At 66.5% G+C, this 16,742-nt stretch carries 15 protein-coding genes; 11 read left to right on the top strand and 4 right to left on the bottom strand.

The window, feature by feature from the left end; translation table 11 throughout:
• Positions 1-75: 75 nt before the first annotated feature.
• Entirely contained in the window at positions 76-567 is a 492-nt protein-coding gene (locus D2V04_RS00610) for a YbjN domain-containing protein (protein ID WP_119511453.1), read from the top strand.
• Positions 568-688: 121 nt separating this feature from the next.
• Here D2V04_RS00610 and D2V04_RS00605 read toward each other — a convergent pair whose 3' ends face one another.
• The gene (locus D2V04_RS00605) at positions 689-1,633 is read right to left on the bottom strand and encodes a DUF808 domain-containing protein (protein ID WP_119511452.1); all 945 of its coding nucleotides are present in this window, start codon (positions 1,631-1,633) and stop codon (positions 689-691) included.
• Between the two features lie 203 nt (positions 1,634-1,836).
• Between D2V04_RS00605 and rpsF the strand changes: the two genes are divergently transcribed.
• From rpsF to D2V04_RS00585, 4 genes are all read left to right on the top strand, one after another.
• Positions 1,837-2,202 carry a 30S ribosomal protein S6 gene (gene rpsF, locus D2V04_RS00600; protein ID WP_119511451.1) on the top strand — a complete coding sequence of 122 codons (366 nt, stop codon included), beginning with the start codon at positions 1,837-1,839 and terminating at the stop codon, positions 2,200-2,202.
• Complete coding sequence (rpsR, locus tag D2V04_RS00595) at positions 2,202-2,426, top strand: 30S ribosomal protein S18 (RefSeq protein WP_119511450.1); 225 nt, start codon at positions 2,202-2,204, stop codon at positions 2,424-2,426. Before rpsF ends, rpsR begins: the two co-directional genes overlap by 1 nt.
• 13 nt (positions 2,427-2,439) lie before the next feature.
• On the top strand, positions 2,440-3,069 hold the full coding sequence (gene rplI / locus D2V04_RS00590) for a 50S ribosomal protein L9 (RefSeq protein ID WP_119511449.1): 630 nt from the start codon (positions 2,440-2,442) through the stop codon (positions 3,067-3,069).
• Between the two features lie 135 nt (positions 3,070-3,204).
• Positions 3,205-4,644, top strand: a complete 1,440-nt coding sequence (locus D2V04_RS00585; protein ID WP_119511448.1) for an AMP nucleosidase — start codon at positions 3,205-3,207, stop codon at positions 4,642-4,644.
• A 46-nt stretch (positions 4,645-4,690) separates the two neighbouring features.
• Here the strand turns inward: D2V04_RS00585 and D2V04_RS00580 are convergent, their stop codons facing one another.
• Complete coding sequence (locus D2V04_RS00580) at positions 4,691-6,118, bottom strand: glutamate ligase domain-containing protein (protein WP_119511447.1); 1,428 nt, start codon at positions 6,116-6,118, stop codon at positions 4,691-4,693.
• A gap of 54 nt (positions 6,119-6,172) precedes the next feature.
• On the opposite strand from D2V04_RS00580, the gene D2V04_RS00575 reads away from it, so the two are divergent.
• The 5 genes from D2V04_RS00575 (at position 6,173) to dnaN (ending at position 10,474) form a co-directional block, all read left to right on the top strand.
• Positions 6,173-6,997, top strand: a complete 825-nt coding sequence (locus tag D2V04_RS00575; protein ID WP_119511446.1) for an LD-carboxypeptidase — start codon at positions 6,173-6,175, stop codon at positions 6,995-6,997.
• A gap of 24 nt (positions 6,998-7,021) precedes the next feature.
• The gene (gene fabD, locus D2V04_RS00570) at positions 7,022-7,957 is read left to right on the top strand and encodes an ACP S-malonyltransferase (RefSeq protein ID WP_119511445.1); all 936 of its coding nucleotides are present in this window, start codon (positions 7,022-7,024) and stop codon (positions 7,955-7,957) included.
• Positions 7,958-7,996: 39 nt separating this feature from the next.
• Positions 7,997-8,428, top strand: a complete 432-nt coding sequence (locus D2V04_RS00565; protein ID WP_119511444.1) for a GxxExxY protein — start codon at positions 7,997-7,999, stop codon at positions 8,426-8,428.
• A gap of 13 nt (positions 8,429-8,441) precedes the next feature.
• The gene (fabG, locus tag D2V04_RS00560; protein WP_119511443.1) at positions 8,442-9,194 is read left to right on the top strand and encodes a 3-oxoacyl-[acyl-carrier-protein] reductase; all 753 of its coding nucleotides are present in this window, start codon (positions 8,442-8,444) and stop codon (positions 9,192-9,194) included.
• A 152-nt stretch (positions 9,195-9,346) separates the two neighbouring features.
• On the top strand, positions 9,347-10,474 hold the full coding sequence (gene dnaN / locus D2V04_RS00555) for a DNA polymerase III subunit beta (protein WP_119511442.1): 1,128 nt from the start codon (positions 9,347-9,349) through the stop codon (positions 10,472-10,474).
• Between the two features lie 97 nt (positions 10,475-10,571).
• Here dnaN and D2V04_RS00550 read toward each other — a convergent pair whose 3' ends face one another.
• Both D2V04_RS00550 and D2V04_RS00545 read right to left on the bottom strand, forming a co-directional pair.
• Positions 10,572-12,341: an N-acyl-D-amino-acid deacylase family protein gene (locus D2V04_RS00550; RefSeq protein WP_119511441.1), complete on the bottom strand. Its 1,770-nt coding sequence runs from the start codon at positions 12,339-12,341 to the stop codon at positions 10,572-10,574.
• Positions 12,342-12,405: 64 nt separating this feature from the next.
• On the bottom strand, positions 12,406-13,722 hold the full coding sequence (locus tag D2V04_RS00545) for an FAD-dependent oxidoreductase (RefSeq protein WP_119511440.1): 1,317 nt from the start codon (positions 13,720-13,722) through the stop codon (positions 12,406-12,408).
• 428 nt (positions 13,723-14,150) lie between these two features.
• Here D2V04_RS00545 and D2V04_RS00540 point away from each other — a divergent pair, with 428 nt between their 5' ends.
• Complete coding sequence (locus D2V04_RS00540; protein ID WP_324186830.1) at positions 14,151-16,682, top strand: EAL domain-containing protein; 2,532 nt, start codon at positions 14,151-14,153, stop codon at positions 16,680-16,682.
• Positions 16,683-16,742 lie beyond the last annotated feature (60 nt).

The following is a 16,742-nucleotide window of genomic DNA, read 5'->3' as shown; positions in this document are numbered from 1 at the left end:
CCCGCTCCTTTGACGTTGCCTCGACGACCGATTCCCGCCAGTCTGCAAGTCCAATTTACGGGGGGAACCGACAGAATGAAGAGACTGATTGCCGCCAGCGCGCTCGTTCTTGCTGCGGCGCCGCTGGGCGCCCAGACCGGCGAAGCGATGGTGGCCGCCAAGAACCCCCAGGGCATTCTCGCCGCTCTCGAAGGGGCCGGGTACGATGCCGAGCTGACAGAGGACGGCACGGGCGATCCGATGATCCTGACCCGGCTTTCCGGATGGTCGACTCGGATTTACTTCTACGGCTGCGACGAAACGTCCCACGATGGTTGCGACGCGCTGCAGTTCTCGGCCGGCTTCGACCGCAAGGAACCGTGGACCGCCGAGGAGGCCCTCGCACTGGCCCGGAAGTATCGGTTCAGCAGCACCTTTCTGGACGACGAGGGCGATCCCTACATCGAATGGGATGTGATCACAGGCGATGGCATCCCGGCGCCGGTGTTCCTCGCGAGCGTGCTCAGCTTCAGCGATGCGATAGACGTGGCGCGGCGCGAGGCCTTTGCCGGCGAGACCGTGGAGTAGAGGAAGTTCGATAACATGCGTCGGGACGGTGCCGCCCTCGCGGAACGCCGACCGGTTGCCATGAAACGGGGCGCTTACTCGCGGGTGCCTACGGAGGGCGCCGGGTGCTCCGGCGTGCGCGCTAGTGCGCGCCGCTTCCAATCCGCAGCACTTTGTGCAGGACAAAGGCAATCACCGCGCCGAGGACAAGGCCGAACAGGGCGGACAGTCCGGCGAAGGTGATCCAGCCTGCCACCCCGCCCACGGCGCCCGTCGCCGCTTCCACCCCATGCCGGATGTCCTCCACGAGGTGCTCCGGCTGGGAGACGCCCAGCTCTGCGAGGCCATGGAGGACGATCCCCCCGCCGACCCACAGCATCGCCACCGTGCCGATCAGCGACAGGGCGGTAAGCAGGCGAGGCATCGCGCGCAGCAGGAAACGGCCGACGCTCTGCGCGAGCGCGGAGCTCTTCTCGGACAAGTGCAGCCCCACGTCGTCCATCTTCACGATCAGCGCCACCGCGCCGTAGACCACGAACGTGATCGCCACGCCGACGAGCGCGAGCACGCCCGCGCGGACCACGAAGGTTTCGACCGCGACTTCGTTGAGCGTGATCGCCATGATCTCGGCGGACAGGATCAGGTCGGTCCGGATCGCGCCGGAGACGCGCTGCTGTTCGAACGCGGCCGGGTCCTCGATCGGATCCTCCAGCGTCTTGCCGTGCTTCTCGCCGCCCAGCTTCTCCATCACCTTCTCGGCGCCCTCGTAGCTGAGGAAGCCGCCCCCGAGCATGAGGATGAAGATGATCGCTGCGGGCAGGAACTGGCTCAGCAGCAGCGCGCCGGGGAGCAGGATCAGCAGCTTGTTCTTCAGGCTGCCCTTGGTGATCTTCCAGATGATCGGCAGCTCGCGCGCAGGCGACAGGCCGGTGACGTAGGACGGGGTCACGGCCGCATCGTCGATCACCACGCCCGCGGCTTTCGAACCGGCCCTGCTCGCCGCTATACTGACATCGTCGACGGAGCCCGCAGCGGCACGCGCAATTACGGAAACGTCGTCGAGAAGCGCAACCAATCCGCCGGGCATGGAATCTCCTGTTTCGCTGCTCTACGCTGCCCTGCCGCCTGCGTTCCTGCCGCACAAGCCCAGCTATGCCTTGCATTCCACGCCGATGCCGCTATGTGCGCGCCTTCCCTGTCTCCGGGCGGGGAAATGGAAGAAAGCCGGAGGGGCCCCGCAATCCCGCGGATCAGCCAGCGATCGGCATTACAGAGTGAAGGAAGCGAAGCATGGCTCTTTACGAGCATGTCTTTCTCGCGCGTCAGGATCTGAGCCAGAGCCAGGTCGATGCGCTGGCGGCAACCGCCACCGAAATCGTCGAAAAGAACGACGGCAAGGTCACCAAGACGGAGACCTGGGGCCTCAAGTCCCTCGCCTACAAGATCGACCGCAACCGCAAGGCGCACTTCGTGCTGCTCAACATCGAAGGCCCCGGCGCCGTGGTGGAAGAGCTCGAGCGCCAGACCCGCATCAACGAAGACGTCATCCGCTACATGACCATCCGTGTCGACGAGCACGAGAGCGGCCCGAGCGTGATGATGCGCAAGAACGAACGCGACCGGAAGCGTCGCTCTGAACGTGAGGAGCGCGACTGATGGCCCGTCCGTTTTTCCGCCGCCGCAAGTCCTGCCCGTTCGCGGGCAAGAACGCGCCGAAGATCGATTACAAGGACGTGCGCCTGCTCCAGGGCTTCATGTCCGAGCGGGGCAAGATCGTCCCCAGCCGCATCACCGCCGTCAGTGCCAAGAAGCAGCGCGAACTCGCCAAGGCGATCAAGCGCGCGCGCCACATCGGCCTGCTGCCCTACATCGTGAAGTAAGAGGAGAAGAGACATGGACATCATCCTCCTCGAACGCATCGGGAATCTGGGCAACATCGGCGACGTCGTTTCCGTGAAGGACGGCTACGCCCGCAACTTCCTGCTGCCGCAGAAGAAGGCGCTGCGCGCCAACGAGTCGAACAAGAAGGTCTTCGAAGCCAACCGCGAACGCCTGGAGAAGGAAAACGCGGAGCGCCGCACCGATGCCGAGAAGCAGGGCGAGAAGGTCGATGGCGTCGAGATCGTGCTGATCCGCGCCTCGTCGAATGCCGGCCACCTCTACGGCTCGGTGAACGTGCGTGACGTCGTTGCGGGGCTTGCCGAGCAGGGCCATGAGATCGACAAGCGCCAGGTCATCATGGGTCATCCGATCAAGACGCTCGGCATGCACGACGTCACCGTCGCGCTGCACCCGGAAGTCCACGTCACCGTGAAGGCGAACGTCGCTCGCTCGGAAGACGAGGCCGAACTGCAGCGCCAGGGTGTCGACGTGCTCGCGCAGATCTTCGCCGACGAGCAGGCCGAGATCGAGGAAATGGCCCAGGCCAATGCCATCGATCCGACGCTTGAACCGGGCGAGATTCCGGCCGATATGCTGGAAAGCCCCGCTGAAGGCGAGGCTACGGACGAAGCCAACGGCTGACCCGCACCGACAGGAAAAAAGGAGGGCGCGGCCTGCGAGGGTCGCGCCCTTTTTTGTGCGTGCGAAGGGGGACGCGCCCTTCTTCCCTCCGGACGGGACTTGGAATTGTCACGCAAGAGGCGCTAATGGCCGTCGATGGAATCACCTGAAAAGATCATCGAAGACCTCACTCGCCTCTACGATGAGGCGGTTCACCGCCTGCGGGCCGACATCATCGCTTTCGGCCGCGAAGGCACCCTGCCGAAGCCCGAGAAGCGCAGCGACGGCAGCTATGCGTATCCGGAGCTCCGCTTGCGCTTTCGCGGCGGCACCCGACCGGAAGACCGCAGCCGCGCCTATGGCCGGCTCAACGCGCCGGGCACCTACACCACCACCGTCACGCGCCCCCATCTGTTCGCCGATTACCTCAGCGAGCAGTTGCGGCTGATCACCAGCGACTACGACGTTGACGTGGACGTGGTGTCCTCGCGGCAGGAAATCCCGTTCCCCTACGTGCTCGACGGCGAGGCGGGGGCCGAGCTGGCCGGCATCAGCCCGCAGGAGCTCGCCCGCCATTTTCCCTCGACCGAGCTGGCCGATATCGGGGACGAACTGGCCGACGGGATCGAACTCGGCGCGCCGGGCGATCCGATCCCGCTCTCGCTGTTCGACGGACTCCGGACCGATTTCAGCCTGGCGCGGCTGGCGCACTACACCGGCACCGATCCGGCGCACTTCCAGCGCTTCATCCTGTTCACCAACTATCACCGCTACGTCGACGAATTCGTCGACTGGGCCGGCGAGCAGCTTGGTAATGACGAGTGCATCGCGCTTGCCGGCGCGGGCGGGCTCTATCTCGACACCCCGCGCAAAAATGCGCGCTCGGAGCTGTCGGACACCGCCTGGCGTCGCCATCAGATGCCCGCCTACCACCTGATCGGGAAGGACCGCGGCGGGATCACGCTGGTCAACATCGGCGTCGGCCCGTCGAACGCGAAGACGATCTGCGATCACCTCGCCGTCCTGCGGCCGGAGGCATGGCTGATGATCGGCCACTGCGGCGGACTCAGGCCGAGCCAGAAGATCGGCGACTATGTGCTCGCGCACGCCTACTTGCGTGACGATCACGTGCTCGATCCGGTGCTTCCGCCGGAGATCCCGCTGCCGGCCATCGCCGAGGTCCAGCAGGCGCTCGCCAAGGCGGCCGAGGAAGTCAGCGGCACCCACGGCGCGGACCTCAAGCGCCGGATGCGCACCGGCACGGTCGTCACGACCGACGATCGTAACTGGGAGCTGCGCTATACTCAGTCCGCGCGCCGCCTCTCGCTCAGCCGCGCGGTCGGGATCGACATGGAAAGCGCCACCATCGCCGCGCAGGGCTACCGCTTCCGGGTGCCTTACGGCACGCTACTGTGCGTTTCCGACAAGCCGCTCCACGGTGAGATCAAGCTGCCGGGGCAGGCGAACAAGTTCTACGAGGAAGCCATCGCCGCGCACATGCAGATCGGCGTGACCACCTGCCGTCTGCTGCGACAGGAGGGCAATCGCCTGCACTCGCGCAAGCTGCGCGCGTTCAACGAGCCGCCGTTCCGGTAATGGATGCCGCTGCGGGGCTCCCGGGCGCTATCGCCCTACGGATTTCCTAACCCAGCCGCTCCAGCAGTTCGCGCGCGAAAGTCGTCAGCGTGTCGTCGCGCGCGCCCATGACCACCACGCGGTGGTTCGGTCGGGCGAGGCAGACGATGCGGTCGCCGCAGGCCTTGCGCGTGGGGATGTATTCGGCATGGCCGCCGGCCACTTCGATCAGCCGCACGATCCGCTCGCTGCCCTCGCCGCGGTCGACCGTGCCGCCGAAATAGACCGGATCGCACAGGATCGTGCAATCCTCGGGCCCGAGTTCGCGCGCGAACGTCTCGGCCAGTTCGGCGCCCATCTGCCGCAGAGGGCCGTAGCCGTGCGGCTGGAAGAAGGCGATCACGCGCCCTTCGTGCGCCTTCAGCGTGCGCAGGGTGGCGGCGCATTTCTCGGGATTGTGGCCGAAGTCGTCGATCACCGCGATGCCCGAGGCGCTGACACCCACGAGATCGAACCGCCGCGCGAGCCCCTTGAAGTCCGCAAGCGCCGCAACCGAAGCCGCGACCGGCACGCCCGCGGCGGCCGCCGCGGCGATGGCTGCCAGCGCGTTCGAGAGGTTGTGCTTGCCCGGCATCGCCAGCGTGAGCGCATGCTCGCTGCCGTCGTGCCGGTCGACGATCATCGCTGCCTGCCGTAGCGGCCCTTCGGCGACCGAGCCGGGCACGACGCCGATCTGCGCCTTCTCCTGATCGATGCCGAAGGTGATGACTTCGTTCGCATGCGGGAGCAGCGCCAGCGCCTCGGCGTCGTCGGCGTTAATCACCGCGATGCGGCTGCGGGCGAGAAACGCGCCGAAGAGCTGCCGCAACTCGTCCATCCCCTTGTGGTCGAGGCTGACGTTGAGCAGCACGCCCACCGCCGGGCGGTAGAGCGCGATCGACCCGTCGCTCTCGTCCACTTCGCTGACGTAGATGCTGCGTCCGCCGACCAGCGCGCTGGCGTTCGGGCGCTCGGCGGTGACGAAGTTCTTCATCACCGCGCCGTTCATCACCGTCGGATCGCGGCCGGCCGCGTGCATGATCCAGCCGAGCATGCCTGTCACGGTGGACTTGCCGCTCGTGCCCGCCACTGCGAGGCCGGCGCCGCTGGTGTTGAACAGGATCGAGTTGAGCTCGGCCCGCGACATCCTGAGGCAGCCGAGTTCCTTCGCACGGACCACTTCGGGTACCGTATCCTCGATCGCGGCAGAGGCGACGAAGACCTGTTCCGCCGAAACGATCCCGCTGCCGTCCTGCGGATGGAGCGCGAAGCCCTGTGCCTCGAGCGCCGCGAACTTCTCCGGCGTGCGCCCCTGGTCACGACTGCGGTCGCTCCCTGCGACCTCGCCACCGCGCCCTTTCACGATCTGCGCGAGCGGCAGCATCCCGGATCCGCCGATCCCGCTGAAGAAGAACGGGCGGGTGAAAAGCTCGTCGGCTGTGGGGATATCGTCCATTGCCCGCTGCGTATTCAGTTGTGCAGGCGGACACAAGCTCGCTAGGTCCCGTGTATGACACGCATTGCCATTTGCGCCCCTGGAAAGCCGCTGGAGCGCGAGCATGCCGATGCTGTGCTCGCGATCGCGGCTGAGTTCGAAAGTGTGGAGCTGCGGTTTCACGAGCAATGCTTCGCCCGACACGGGCATTTCGCCGGAGACGACGAAGTGCGGCTTGCCGCACTGCTCGACTGTGCGAACGACCCCGCGGTGGACGCGGTTTGGTTCGCTCACGGCGGCTATGGCTCCAACCGGATCGCGGCGGAGGCGGTCTCGCGGATGGAGGCCGCTGCGCAAGGCAAGCCGTTCCTCGGCTACTCGGATACCGGCTATCTGCTGGCGGCGCTCTGTCGCGCCGGGATCGGGCGCCCCGCTCACGGACCGATGGTCGCCGACGTGCGGCGCGACGGCGGCGCAGCGGCCGTGCAGCGGGCGCTGGACTGGCTGACAGGCGGTGAGGAGGGGCTCGAAGGGACGCTCGATGGGCATCCCGCGGCGGCGTTTAATCTGATGACCTTGGCGATGCTCTGCGGTACCGACCTGATGCCCGATCTCGCGGGCCATGTGGTGATGGTGGAGGAGGTGTCGGAACACCTCTACGCCGTGGACCGGCTGTTCTTCCATATCAGCCAGCACCTGCGCGGGATCGCGGGCCTGCGCCTGGGGCGGGTTTCCGAGGTCCCGGAAAATGATCGGCCTTTCGGTGCGAGCGCGGAGGAGATCGCGCAATACTGGTGCGCGAAGGCGGATATCCCCTACCTCGGTCTGGCCGACATCGGGCATGATGCGGCGAACAAGATCGTGCCGTTCGGCCTTGCGGGGCGCGCCCCGCACTCATAAGCCGCGCCGCCGAAGGAGACTGACATGCGTGCATTCGTTTTTCCCGGACAGGGGAGCCAGAAAGTCGGCATGGGCGCCGAGCTCGCCGACGCCAGCGCCGCCGCGCGCGAGGTGTTCGAGGAAGTCGACGAGGCGCTGTCGCAGAGCCTGTCAAAGATCATGCGCGACGGGCCGGAAGACGCGCTGACACTGACCGAGAACGCGCAGCCCGCGATCATGGCCAACGCCATCGCCACCCTGCGCGTGCTGGAGCGCGAATTCGGCGTCGCGCTGGCGGACAAGGGCGACTGCGTCGCCGGTCACTCGCTCGGCGAATATACGGCGCTCTGTGCCGTAGGTGCATTCTCGCTTGCCGATACCGCACGGCTGCTCAAGTTGCGCGGACAGGCGATGCAAGCGGCGGTTCCGGTGGGCGAGGGCGCGATGTGCGCGCTGCTCGGCGCCGATCTGGAGAAGGCGCAGGCGCTGGCCGACGCCGCTGCCGAAGGGGAAGTGTGCCAAGTCGCCAATGACAACGATCCCGGGCAGGTAGTGCTTTCCGGCCATAAGGGCGCGATCGAGCGCGCGGTCGCTCTGGTGAAGGATCACGGAATCAAGCGCGGCGTGCTGCTGCCGGTCTCCGCGCCGTTCCACTGCGACCTGATGCAGCCCGCCGCAGACGCCATGGCCGAGGCGCTGGCGAAGACCCCGCCCGGCGCCTTCACTCTGCCGCTCTACGCCAACGTCACCGCGGAGCAGGTGACGGACCCGGCCGAGGAGCAACGCTTGCTGGTTGAGCAGGTGACCGGCCGCGTCCGCTGGCGCGAAAGCGTGCTCGCCATGCGCCGCGCCGGCATCGAGCACTTCGTCGAACTGGGCGGCAAGGTTCTTGCCCCGATGATCGGCCGCATCGACAAGGAAGCCGGCACCACCAGCGCCATCACCATGGCGGATATCGAAGCGCTCGCGAAGGATTTGTAGGGTTCGCGCAGAGCGCGCAGAGGACGCGGAGGGGAATGGATGCAGCCGATCGACGCCATCAGTTCGGACGTGGTCGGGGAAGCGATTCGCATTCATCGCGAGTTGGGGCCAGGATTGCTGGAAAGCGTGTATGAGGCGGTCCTCGCAGGGGCGCTGGTCAAGCGCGGTTATGCGGTCGCACGGCAGGTCCCGGTGGCGATCGACTATGACGACCTCCACTTCGGTTGCGCGTTCCGCATCGACTTGCTTGTCGAGAACCGATTGATTCTCGAGATCAAATCGGTCGAGAAGCTCACCAAGCTGCACGCGAAGCAATTGCTAACCTATTTGCGGTTGACCAAGCAGCCCGTAGGGTTGCTTCTCAATTTTTCGGGCCTGACGATGAAAGAGGGTATCCGCAGGCTTGTGAACGACTACCGGCCGGATCAGGAACCCTCCGCGATCTCTGCGGCCTCTGCGCGAACAAATTGAATCGGAGAAAAGGATGTTTTCGCTCGAAGGAAAGACCGCCCTCGTCACCGGCGCCAGCGGCGGGATTGGGTCGGCGATCGCCTATGCGCTGGCGCGGCAAGGCGCGCGGCTGGCGCTCAGCGGGTCGAACAGCGCGAAGCTGCGCAGTTTTCGCGAGCAGATCAACGAGGAGGTCGGGGGCGATCATGTCGAGATCACCTGCGACCTTTCCAACACGACCCAGGTCGAGGAGCTGATTCCCGCCACGATCGATACGCTGGGCAAGATCGACATACTGGTGAACAACGCCGGGGTGACGCGCGACAACCTCGCCATGCGGATGAAGGACGAGGAGTGGGACGCGGTCATGCGGATCAATCTCGAGGCCGCCTTCCGTCTGATGCGTGCCGCCACGCGGCCGATGATGAAGGCCAAGCACGGCCGCATCGTCAGCATCACCAGCGTTGTCGGCGCGACCGGCAATCCGGGGCAGATGAACTACGCGGCGGCGAAGGCGGGGCTCGTCGGCATGTCCAAGAGCCTTGCGCAGGAACTTGCGAGTCGCGGGATCACGGTCAATTGCGTCGCCCCTGGTTTCATTCGTACGGCGATGACCGACCAGCTTCCCGACGCGCAGAAGGACGCGCTCAACGCGCGCATCCCGATGGGCCGGATGGGCGAGGGCGAGGATATCGGTGCGGCGGTCGCCTACCTCGCATCGGACGAGGCGGCTTACATCACGGGGCAGACGCTGCACGTGAACGGCGGCATGGCGATGATATCCTGAACGGGGATTTATCCCCAAGGAATCGGCACTGACGCCCATTCGTTCTTGCCCCGTCACGCCTCGTCACTAAGGATACTGGCCACTTTCCGGCGCTCGCGGGCGATTCCGGCCCCGAACCTTTCGGCGGGCGCGCATGGGGGAATTGATACGCGATGAAGGCCACTATCGAACGTGCCACGCTCCTGAGGTGCCTCAGCCACGTCCAGTCCGTGGTGGAGCGCCGCAACACCATTCCGATCCTCTCGAACGTGCTGATCGAGGCAGGAGAGGGCGGAGCGCTGAAGGTCATGGCGACCGACCTCGACCTGCAGGTGGTGGAGAACATGGCCGCGGCATCGGTCGACGCGCCCGGCGCGGTCACGGTTTCGGCGCACCTGCTGTTCGACATCGCGCGCAAGCTGCCCGACGGGAGCCAAGTGAGCCTGGAGACCGCCGACAACCGCATGACGGTCAAGGCCGGACGCAGCCGCTTCCAGCTCCCCACGCTGCCGCGCGACGACTTCCCGGTGATCGTCGAGGGCGATCTGCCGACGAGCTTCGAAATTCCTGCGAAGACACTGGCCGAGCTGATCGACCGCACCCGCTTCGCGATCTCGACCGAAGAGACGCGCTACTACCTCAACGGCATCTTCCTGCACGTGTCGGACGAGGACAAGCCGGTCCTCAAGGCCGCGGCGACCGACGGCCACCGGCTCGCTCGCTTCACCATCGCGCAGCCCGAAGGCGCGGCGGGCATGCCCGACGTGATCGTGCCGCGCAAAGCCGTGGCGGAGCTGCGCAAGCTGCTCGAGGAAGCGCTCGACGGCAACGTCCAGGTCGACCTGTCGGCGAGCAAGATCCGCTTCACGCTCGGCGGTGAGGGCGGGGTGGTGCTGACCAGCAAGCTGATCGACGGCACCTTCCCCGATTACAGCCGCGTGATTCCGACCGGGAACGACAAGCTGCTCAAGCTCGATCCCAAGAGCTTCTACGAAGGCGTCGACCGCGTCGCGACGATCGCCACCGAGAAGACCCGGGCGGTGAAGATGGGGCTCGATACGGACAAGGTCACGCTCTCTGTCACCAGTCCGGACAACGGCACCGCGGCCGAGGAAGTCCCGGCCGACTACGCGGCCGAAGGGTTCGAGATCGGCTTCAACGCCAACTATCTCAAGGACATCCTGAGCCAGATCGACAGCGACACGGTGGAACTGCACTTGGCCGACGCCGGCGCGCCGACGCTGATCCGGCAGGATGCCAGCAGCCCGGCGCTCTATGTGCTGATGCCGATGCGGGTGTAGCGGCGTCCGCCACCTCGGCGAAAGCCGCGTGCGCTCGCCGAATCCGTTTTCTCTCCGTCATCCCAGCTTTCGCTGGGATGACATGAGAGCGGAAAGGCTACTCCGCTGCTTCGAGCATGGCGGCTCGTTGCGGGCCGCGGATCAGGCCTCCCGGCGTCGCGCCGGTCCATTTTCCATCGCGGAAGGTGACCACGCCGCCTTTGATCGTCGCCACGTAGCCCTCCGCCTTCTGCAGCAGGCGCTTGCCGCCCGCCGGCAGGTCGAAAGCGAGCCAGGGCTTGCCCAGCTTCAGCTGGTCGAGATCGATCACGTTGAGATCGGCGAGATAGCCGGGGGCGATCACGCCGCGGTCCTCCAGTCCGTAGAGGCGCGCGGTGTCGGCGCACTGGCGCTTGATCGCGTGTTCGAGCGCTATGCGCCCGCCCGAGCGATGATCGGCCTGCCTGCGGTCGCGCACCCAGTGCTGGAGCATGAAGGTCGGGCTCGCCGCGTCGCAGATCGTGCCGCAATGCGCCCCGCCGTCCGAGAGCGAGTTCACCGTGTCCTCGGCCTGCTGCAGCGCCTCGAGGAAATCGAGATTGCCGTCGGCGTAGTTGAGGATCGGCAGGTAGATGAAACCCGCGCCGTCGTCGCGGCAGAGCATGTCGTAGGCATATTCCTCGCAGCTCATGCCGGCCGCGGCGGCGCGCGCCTGCACGCTTGCCTCCGGGGCGGGTTCGTAGTCGAAATCCTCGTCCATCTCGAACTGCATGGTCCACCCTGCGACCACGATCATCAGCAGGCCGAGCATATCCTGCGGCGCGCCGGAGAAATCGTTTGCCTCCGACAGCAGCCGCGCCTTGAACGCCGGATCGAGCAGCTTGGCCTTCTGCTCCTCCCACGGCAGATCCATGATCGCCTGCCAGCTCGGGCGGAAGCGGAACGGGTGGACGGTGCCGCGCCAGGCCATGATGATGCCGTTGCCGCGCAAGGCGATCTGCGCGACGATGTTGGCGCCGTTGTCGTTCTCTGCGCGCATGGTCGCGATCTGCTCTTCCAGCGGAAGTTCCTTGGCGATCGACTGGAGTGCGGCGAACGTGACCGGCAGGCCGGTCTCGCGGCTCAGACGGCCCATCCAGTCGAACTCGTTCCACTCGCGATTGAGATCGCTCGCCATTTCGAACACGCCGTGGCCCGCACGGCCCATGGCACGGCCGATCGCGACCAGCTCTTCGGGCGTCGCGGTCGTGCCGGGCACCAGTTCGCCGTCGACCGACTTGTGGATCACCGTGCGGCTCGTGGAGAAGCCGAGCGCACCCGCGCGCACGCCTTCCTCGACGATGCGGCCCATCGCGGCGATGTCGTCCTCGGTCGGAACCGCGCCGGGCTTCTCCCGATCACCCAACACGTAGGCGCGCACTGCGCCGTGTGGGACGTGCGTTCCGACATCGATCGAACGCGGCAGTTTCTCGAGCGCGTCGAGGTATTCGGGGAAAGTCTCCCATTCCCAGGTGATGCCTTCGGCGAGGGCGGTGCCGGGGATGTCCTCCACCCCTTCCATCAGCCCGATCAGCCACTCGTGGCGGTCGGGCTGCGCCGGCGCGAAGCCGACCCCGCAGTTGCCCATGATCACGGTGGTGACGCCGTGCCAGCTCGAAGGTGCCATTTCCTGGTCCCACGTCGCCTGCCCGTCGTAGTGGGTATGAATGTCGACGAAGCCGGGCGTCACGATCTTGCCGGCAGCGTCGATCTCCTCCGTCGCGTCGCCATCGACCGGGCCGACCTGGACGATCAGGCCGTCCCTGATCGCAACGTCGCCGGTGAAGCGCTCCGTGCCGGTGCCGTCGACGATGGTGCCGTTGCGGATAATCAGGTCGAATGCGGGCATTGTGCGCCTCCTCTCTCCGCAGAGGAAGGTCTCATATCGCAACTGGTGAGTCCAGTGGCAGAACCTATCCCCGCGCGCGGATCATCGCCTCAATGTCCACGAACTTCTCGCGCGGGGCGCCTTCGCGGGCGGCCTTGGCTTCGGCTTCCTCGATTTTCTTCCAGTCGCGGAAGGTGACGATGTCGAGCCCGCGCTGTTCGGCGAGCGCATTGAAGCCGGTGCGGCCTTCCTTGCCGCCAGCACCGAGCGCGCCGGAAGTCAGATCCTCGGCAATCTTCTCGACCACGCCGAATCCGTCGGGACGGTTGGTGCCGATCGTGCCGGTCGGCCCGCGACGCGCCCAGCCGACGCAGTAGATACCCGGCAGAATGCGGCCTTCGTCGTTGGCGAAACGACCGGCGCGCTCGTCGAATGGAACGCCGGGGATCGGCGAACTGCGGTAGCCGATGCAACTGACCACGAGATCGGCGGGGATCACGTAGGTTTCGCCGGTGCCCACCGCACGCCCCGTTTCGACTTTCGTGCGTTCGACCTCCAGCCCGGTTACTTTGCCTTCGCCGAGGAAGCGGAGGGGAGAGGCGAACATGTCGAAGTCGATCTCGATCGCCTTGTCCGCGCGTTCGCTCTCGGGGATGGCGGCGAAGCTCCTGAGATGGGCTACCGACTTGCGCAGCCCCGGCTCCAGGATCGCGTCCTCCGCTTCTTCCGGGAGGTCGGCGGGATCGACCCGCGGCGTGGCGCGGTCGAGGTGCATGAGCTCGCCCAGCTCCTTGGGTGTCATCATGATCTGGTGCGGCCCGCGTCGCCCGACGATGGTAATCGTTTGCAGGCTCGAGACCCGCAGCGCATCGAGCGCATGCGTGACGATGTCGGCCCCTGCGAACTCGGCTTCGGTCTTGGCGAGAATGCGCGCGACGTCGAGCGCGACGTTGCCCATGCCGATGACGACCGCGTTCTTGCCCGACAGGTCGGGATCGAGCCCGGCGAATTGCGGATGGCCGTTGTACCAGCCCACGAATGCCGCGCTGCCGAAGATGTTGCCGAGATCCTCGCCCTCGATCCCGAGTGGCCGGTCGTTGGGCGCACCGGTCGCGAGAACGACCGCGTCGTAGAGCTCGCGCAACTCGTCCATGCTGACGTCGCTGCCGACGGTAACGTTGCCGACGAAGCGCACGTTCTCGTTCAGCGCGGTCGCTTCGTAGCGGCGGCTGACGCCCTTGATCGACTGGTGATCGGGCGCGACGCCGGTGCGGATCAGCCCATAAGGGACAGGCAGCGTGTCGAAGATGTCGATGCGGACGTCATCGCCCCAATGCTTCTGCGCGGCTTCCGCGGTGTAGTAGCCAGCGGGACCCGAACCGATAATCGCAATGTGGTGCATGTCAGCGTCGCACTCCGGCAAGAAAGGGGAGCTGCTGCCGTCGGACCGCGTTCCCGAGCGGCGGAGAGCCGGGACCGGGCGCGGTTCTGGATCCTGCCATCCTCTTCTCCGCGGCAGCAATGTTCGCCGGCAGACTCATGCCCGGCCCGAATTGTCTTGGCAAGGAGACTCCGCCGCGCGATCCGCCAGCCTGGGGCACGCAATTAACCGATTTTTCAAGGGATCGGCGGTATCTTCTCCGCATGGGTGGAGCGCCAGTCAGGGGGGGAACGGAACCGGTCGGGGCCGCACGGCGGCGCTCGTCCCTCGGCATACGCGGCGCGGGAAGCGACACACCCGGGATTTCATCCGATTCCGAGCGCCGCATCGAGCGTGACCGGCGCGAAACCAAACGGGCGAAAGTTTCCGCGTTGGCGGCGGCGCCTCCCGTGGTTCCACCCGCGCTGACATGGATGGCGGTCGCGATCGCTTCCGCCTTCGCGCTTGCGGGCGTGGTCACCCTGACGCTGCCCACGGTGCTCGCCGCGATCTGCGCTGTGGTGGCCATCTCTTTCGCTGCGGCCGGAACGCCGGTCAATCTGTGGGGTGATGGCGCCGACCGCTCGCCTGCGCTGAAGCGGATGCTCGGTATTGCGCTCGTCGGCCTCTCCGCCGCCGGCGTTGGGCTTGGTCTGGCGGACTGGATGTATCACGGGGGGCTCGACTGGCGGATCGGCGTCGCCGGGCTGGTAACCATCAATATCCTCTTCGCCGCGCTGATGAGCGACCGGATCGTGCTCGTCTTCGTCAGCAAGATCGGTTGCTGGGCGCCCGCGGCGATCGTCGATGGTTCGTTCCTGGCCTATGCCGGCCTCGCAATTGGGGTGATCGCCGGTGCGATCGTCGCGGTTTACCAGATCAGGTTCGAGCGGGCGAAGGCGGAGGAAAGCGAGGCGCTCGCCCGCGTCCGCGACCGTGCGCAAAGCATCCTCAAGGACTACGAGGAAACGGGGCAGGGCTGGTTCTGGGAGACCGATCGGCGAGGCAACCTGACGTACCTTTCCCCCTCGGTCGCCCTCACGCTGGGGCGGGCCGAAGAAGAACTCGTCGGCCGGCCGTTCTCGCAACTGTTCGATCTCGGCGACGAGAACCGCGAAGGCGAACGGACGCTGACGTTCCACCTGTCCGCCCGCTCGTCGTTCCAGGAACTCGCGGTGAAGGCCGCGGTTACGGGCGGTGAGCGCTGGTGGTCGATCAACGGTCGTCCGGTATACGACGGCTTCCGCAATTTCTGCGGCTTCCGCGGCTCGGGAACCGATCTGACGGAGAAGAAACGCAGCCAGGAGAACGCCACTCGGCTCGCGCGCTACGACTCTCTCACCGGCCTCGCCAACCGGTTCCAGATGTCCCAGACGCTGGAGAAGATCATCGGCAGCCCGCAGGAGCGCGAGCGGGAGTGCGCCGTCCTTCTGCTCGACCTCGACCGCTTCAAGCATGTCAACGACACCCTCGGCCACCCCGCCGGCGATGCACTGCTGAAGCAGGTCGCGCAGCGGCTCGAGCGCACCGTGGGCCAGGCGGGCCGTGTGGGGCGCCTCGGCGGCGACGAGTTCGAGGTGATCCTGCTGGGCCGCGTCGCGCGCGAGAAGCTCGCGCATCTGGCGCAGGAGATCATCCATGCCCTCTCGCAGCCCTATTCGGTCGAGGGGCAGCGGGTAGTGATCGGCTCGTCGGTCGGTATCGCGATCTGCCCCGACGACGGGCTTTCGAGCGAGTCCCTGATCCGCAACGCCGACCTCTCTCTCTACGCCGCCAAGGACGCCGGCCGCGGGCGGTATCACTTCTATTCCAACGACCTGCACACCGCCGCCGAGGAGCGTAGCGCGCTGGAGCGCGACTTGCGCGATGCGATCGCCAATGGCGGCTTGGAGCTGTTCTACCAGCCGGTCGTGCATGCGGCGACGGCGCGGATCACCGGTTTCGAGGCACTGCTGCGTTGGAACCATCCGCGGCGCGGGTGGCTCTCGCCCGCCAGGTTCGTCCCGATAGCGGAGGACACCGGCCTGATCGGAACGATCGGCGAATGGGCGATCCGCACGGTCTGCAGTGCCTTGGCGCAATGGCCGGAGGAAGTGCGCTGCGCGGTGAACGTTTCCCCGCTCCAGTTCGCCAATCCGCAGCTGCCGGCGATCATCACCCATGCCGTCGCCCAGGCCGGTATCGCACCCTCGCGGCTCGAACTGGAGATCACCGAGAGCGTGTTCCTCGACGACGATGCCGACAACGAAGCGATGTTCGCGGCGCTCAAGCGGATCGGCGTGCGGCTCGCGCTCGACGATTTCGGGACCGGCTACTCCTCGCTCGGCTATCTGAAGAAGGCCCCGTTCGACAAGATCAAGATCGACCAGAGCTTCGTGCGCGGTGCGACCCAGCCGGGCAGCCGCAATGGCGCGATCATCGCTTCGATCACCAGCCTGGCGCAAGCGCTGGGGATGGACGTCACGGCCGAGGGGGTCGAGACGCTTGACGAGCTCGATCTCGTGCGGGCGCACGGGTGCACCCATATCCAAGGCTACATCTACTCCAAGCCCCTGAGCCCGGAGGACGCCGACGAACGCCTTGCGGGCGGCCTGGCGATGGAGGCCGTCGGCCCGCGCTCCGCCCGCGCTCCGCGCCGGACCATGCTGCGCAAGATCGTGCTCGAACACGCGGGACAGCACTATGCCGGGACCATCCGCAACGTCTCCGCTCGGGGCGCGCTGATCGAGGGGCTGTGGAACGTGCCGGAGGGGACGCGCTTCCGCATCGCCATCTCCGATACGCTGACTGCGGACGCGACGGCGCGCTGGTGCCTCGACAATCGCATGGGCGTCGAGTTCGACGAGGCGCTCCCCGACGATCTCGGCAGCCCGGCCAGCACGCCTTTCACCGATCGCCCGCTGCCCGATGATACCAGCGAACGGCGCGCCGCCGCTGGTTAGCCAGCCCATTCAGATGGCTGACAGGCCGCTCCGCCACCGCTAAGGGGCGAGGCGAACGGT

Origin of the sequence: Pelagerythrobacter aerophilus, from assembly GCF_003581645.1 — a bacterium.
Classification (GTDB): domain Bacteria; phylum Pseudomonadota; class Alphaproteobacteria; order Sphingomonadales; family Sphingomonadaceae; genus Pelagerythrobacter; species Pelagerythrobacter aerophilus.
This window is presented reverse-complemented; position numbering and strand designations above follow the sequence as displayed.

Excerpts from the sequence above, each read along its gene's own strand:
- D2V04_RS00610 (WP_119511453.1), top strand. The coding sequence starts at position 76 with ATGAAGAGACTGATTGCCGCCAGCGCGCTCGTTCTTGCTGCGGCGCCG.
- D2V04_RS00605 (WP_119511452.1), bottom strand. The coding sequence starts at position 1,633 with ATGCCCGGCGGATTGGTTGCGCTTCTCGACGACGTTTCCGTAATTGCG.
- rpsF (WP_119511451.1), top strand. The coding sequence starts at position 1,837 with ATGGCTCTTTACGAGCATGTCTTTCTCGCGCGTCAGGATCTGAGCCAG.
- rpsR (WP_119511450.1), top strand. The coding sequence starts at position 2,202 with ATGGCCCGTCCGTTTTTCCGCCGCCGCAAGTCCTGCCCGTTCGCGGGC.
- rplI (WP_119511449.1), top strand. The coding sequence starts at position 2,440 with ATGGACATCATCCTCCTCGAACGCATCGGGAATCTGGGCAACATCGGC.
- D2V04_RS00585 (WP_119511448.1), top strand. The coding sequence starts at position 3,205 with ATGGAATCACCTGAAAAGATCATCGAAGACCTCACTCGCCTCTACGAT.
- D2V04_RS00580 (WP_119511447.1), bottom strand. The coding sequence starts at position 6,118 with ATGGACGATATCCCCACAGCCGACGAGCTTTTCACCCGCCCGTTCTTC.
- D2V04_RS00575 (WP_119511446.1), top strand. The coding sequence starts at position 6,173 with ATGACACGCATTGCCATTTGCGCCCCTGGAAAGCCGCTGGAGCGCGAG.
- fabD (WP_119511445.1), top strand. The coding sequence starts at position 7,022 with ATGCGTGCATTCGTTTTTCCCGGACAGGGGAGCCAGAAAGTCGGCATG.
- D2V04_RS00565 (WP_119511444.1), top strand. The coding sequence starts at position 7,997 with ATGCAGCCGATCGACGCCATCAGTTCGGACGTGGTCGGGGAAGCGATT.
- fabG (WP_119511443.1), top strand. The coding sequence starts at position 8,442 with ATGTTTTCGCTCGAAGGAAAGACCGCCCTCGTCACCGGCGCCAGCGGC.
- dnaN (WP_119511442.1), top strand. The coding sequence starts at position 9,347 with ATGAAGGCCACTATCGAACGTGCCACGCTCCTGAGGTGCCTCAGCCAC.
- D2V04_RS00550 (WP_119511441.1), bottom strand. The coding sequence starts at position 12,341 with ATGCCCGCATTCGACCTGATTATCCGCAACGGCACCATCGTCGACGGC.
- D2V04_RS00545 (WP_119511440.1), bottom strand. The coding sequence starts at position 13,722 with ATGCACCACATTGCGATTATCGGTTCGGGTCCCGCTGGCTACTACACC.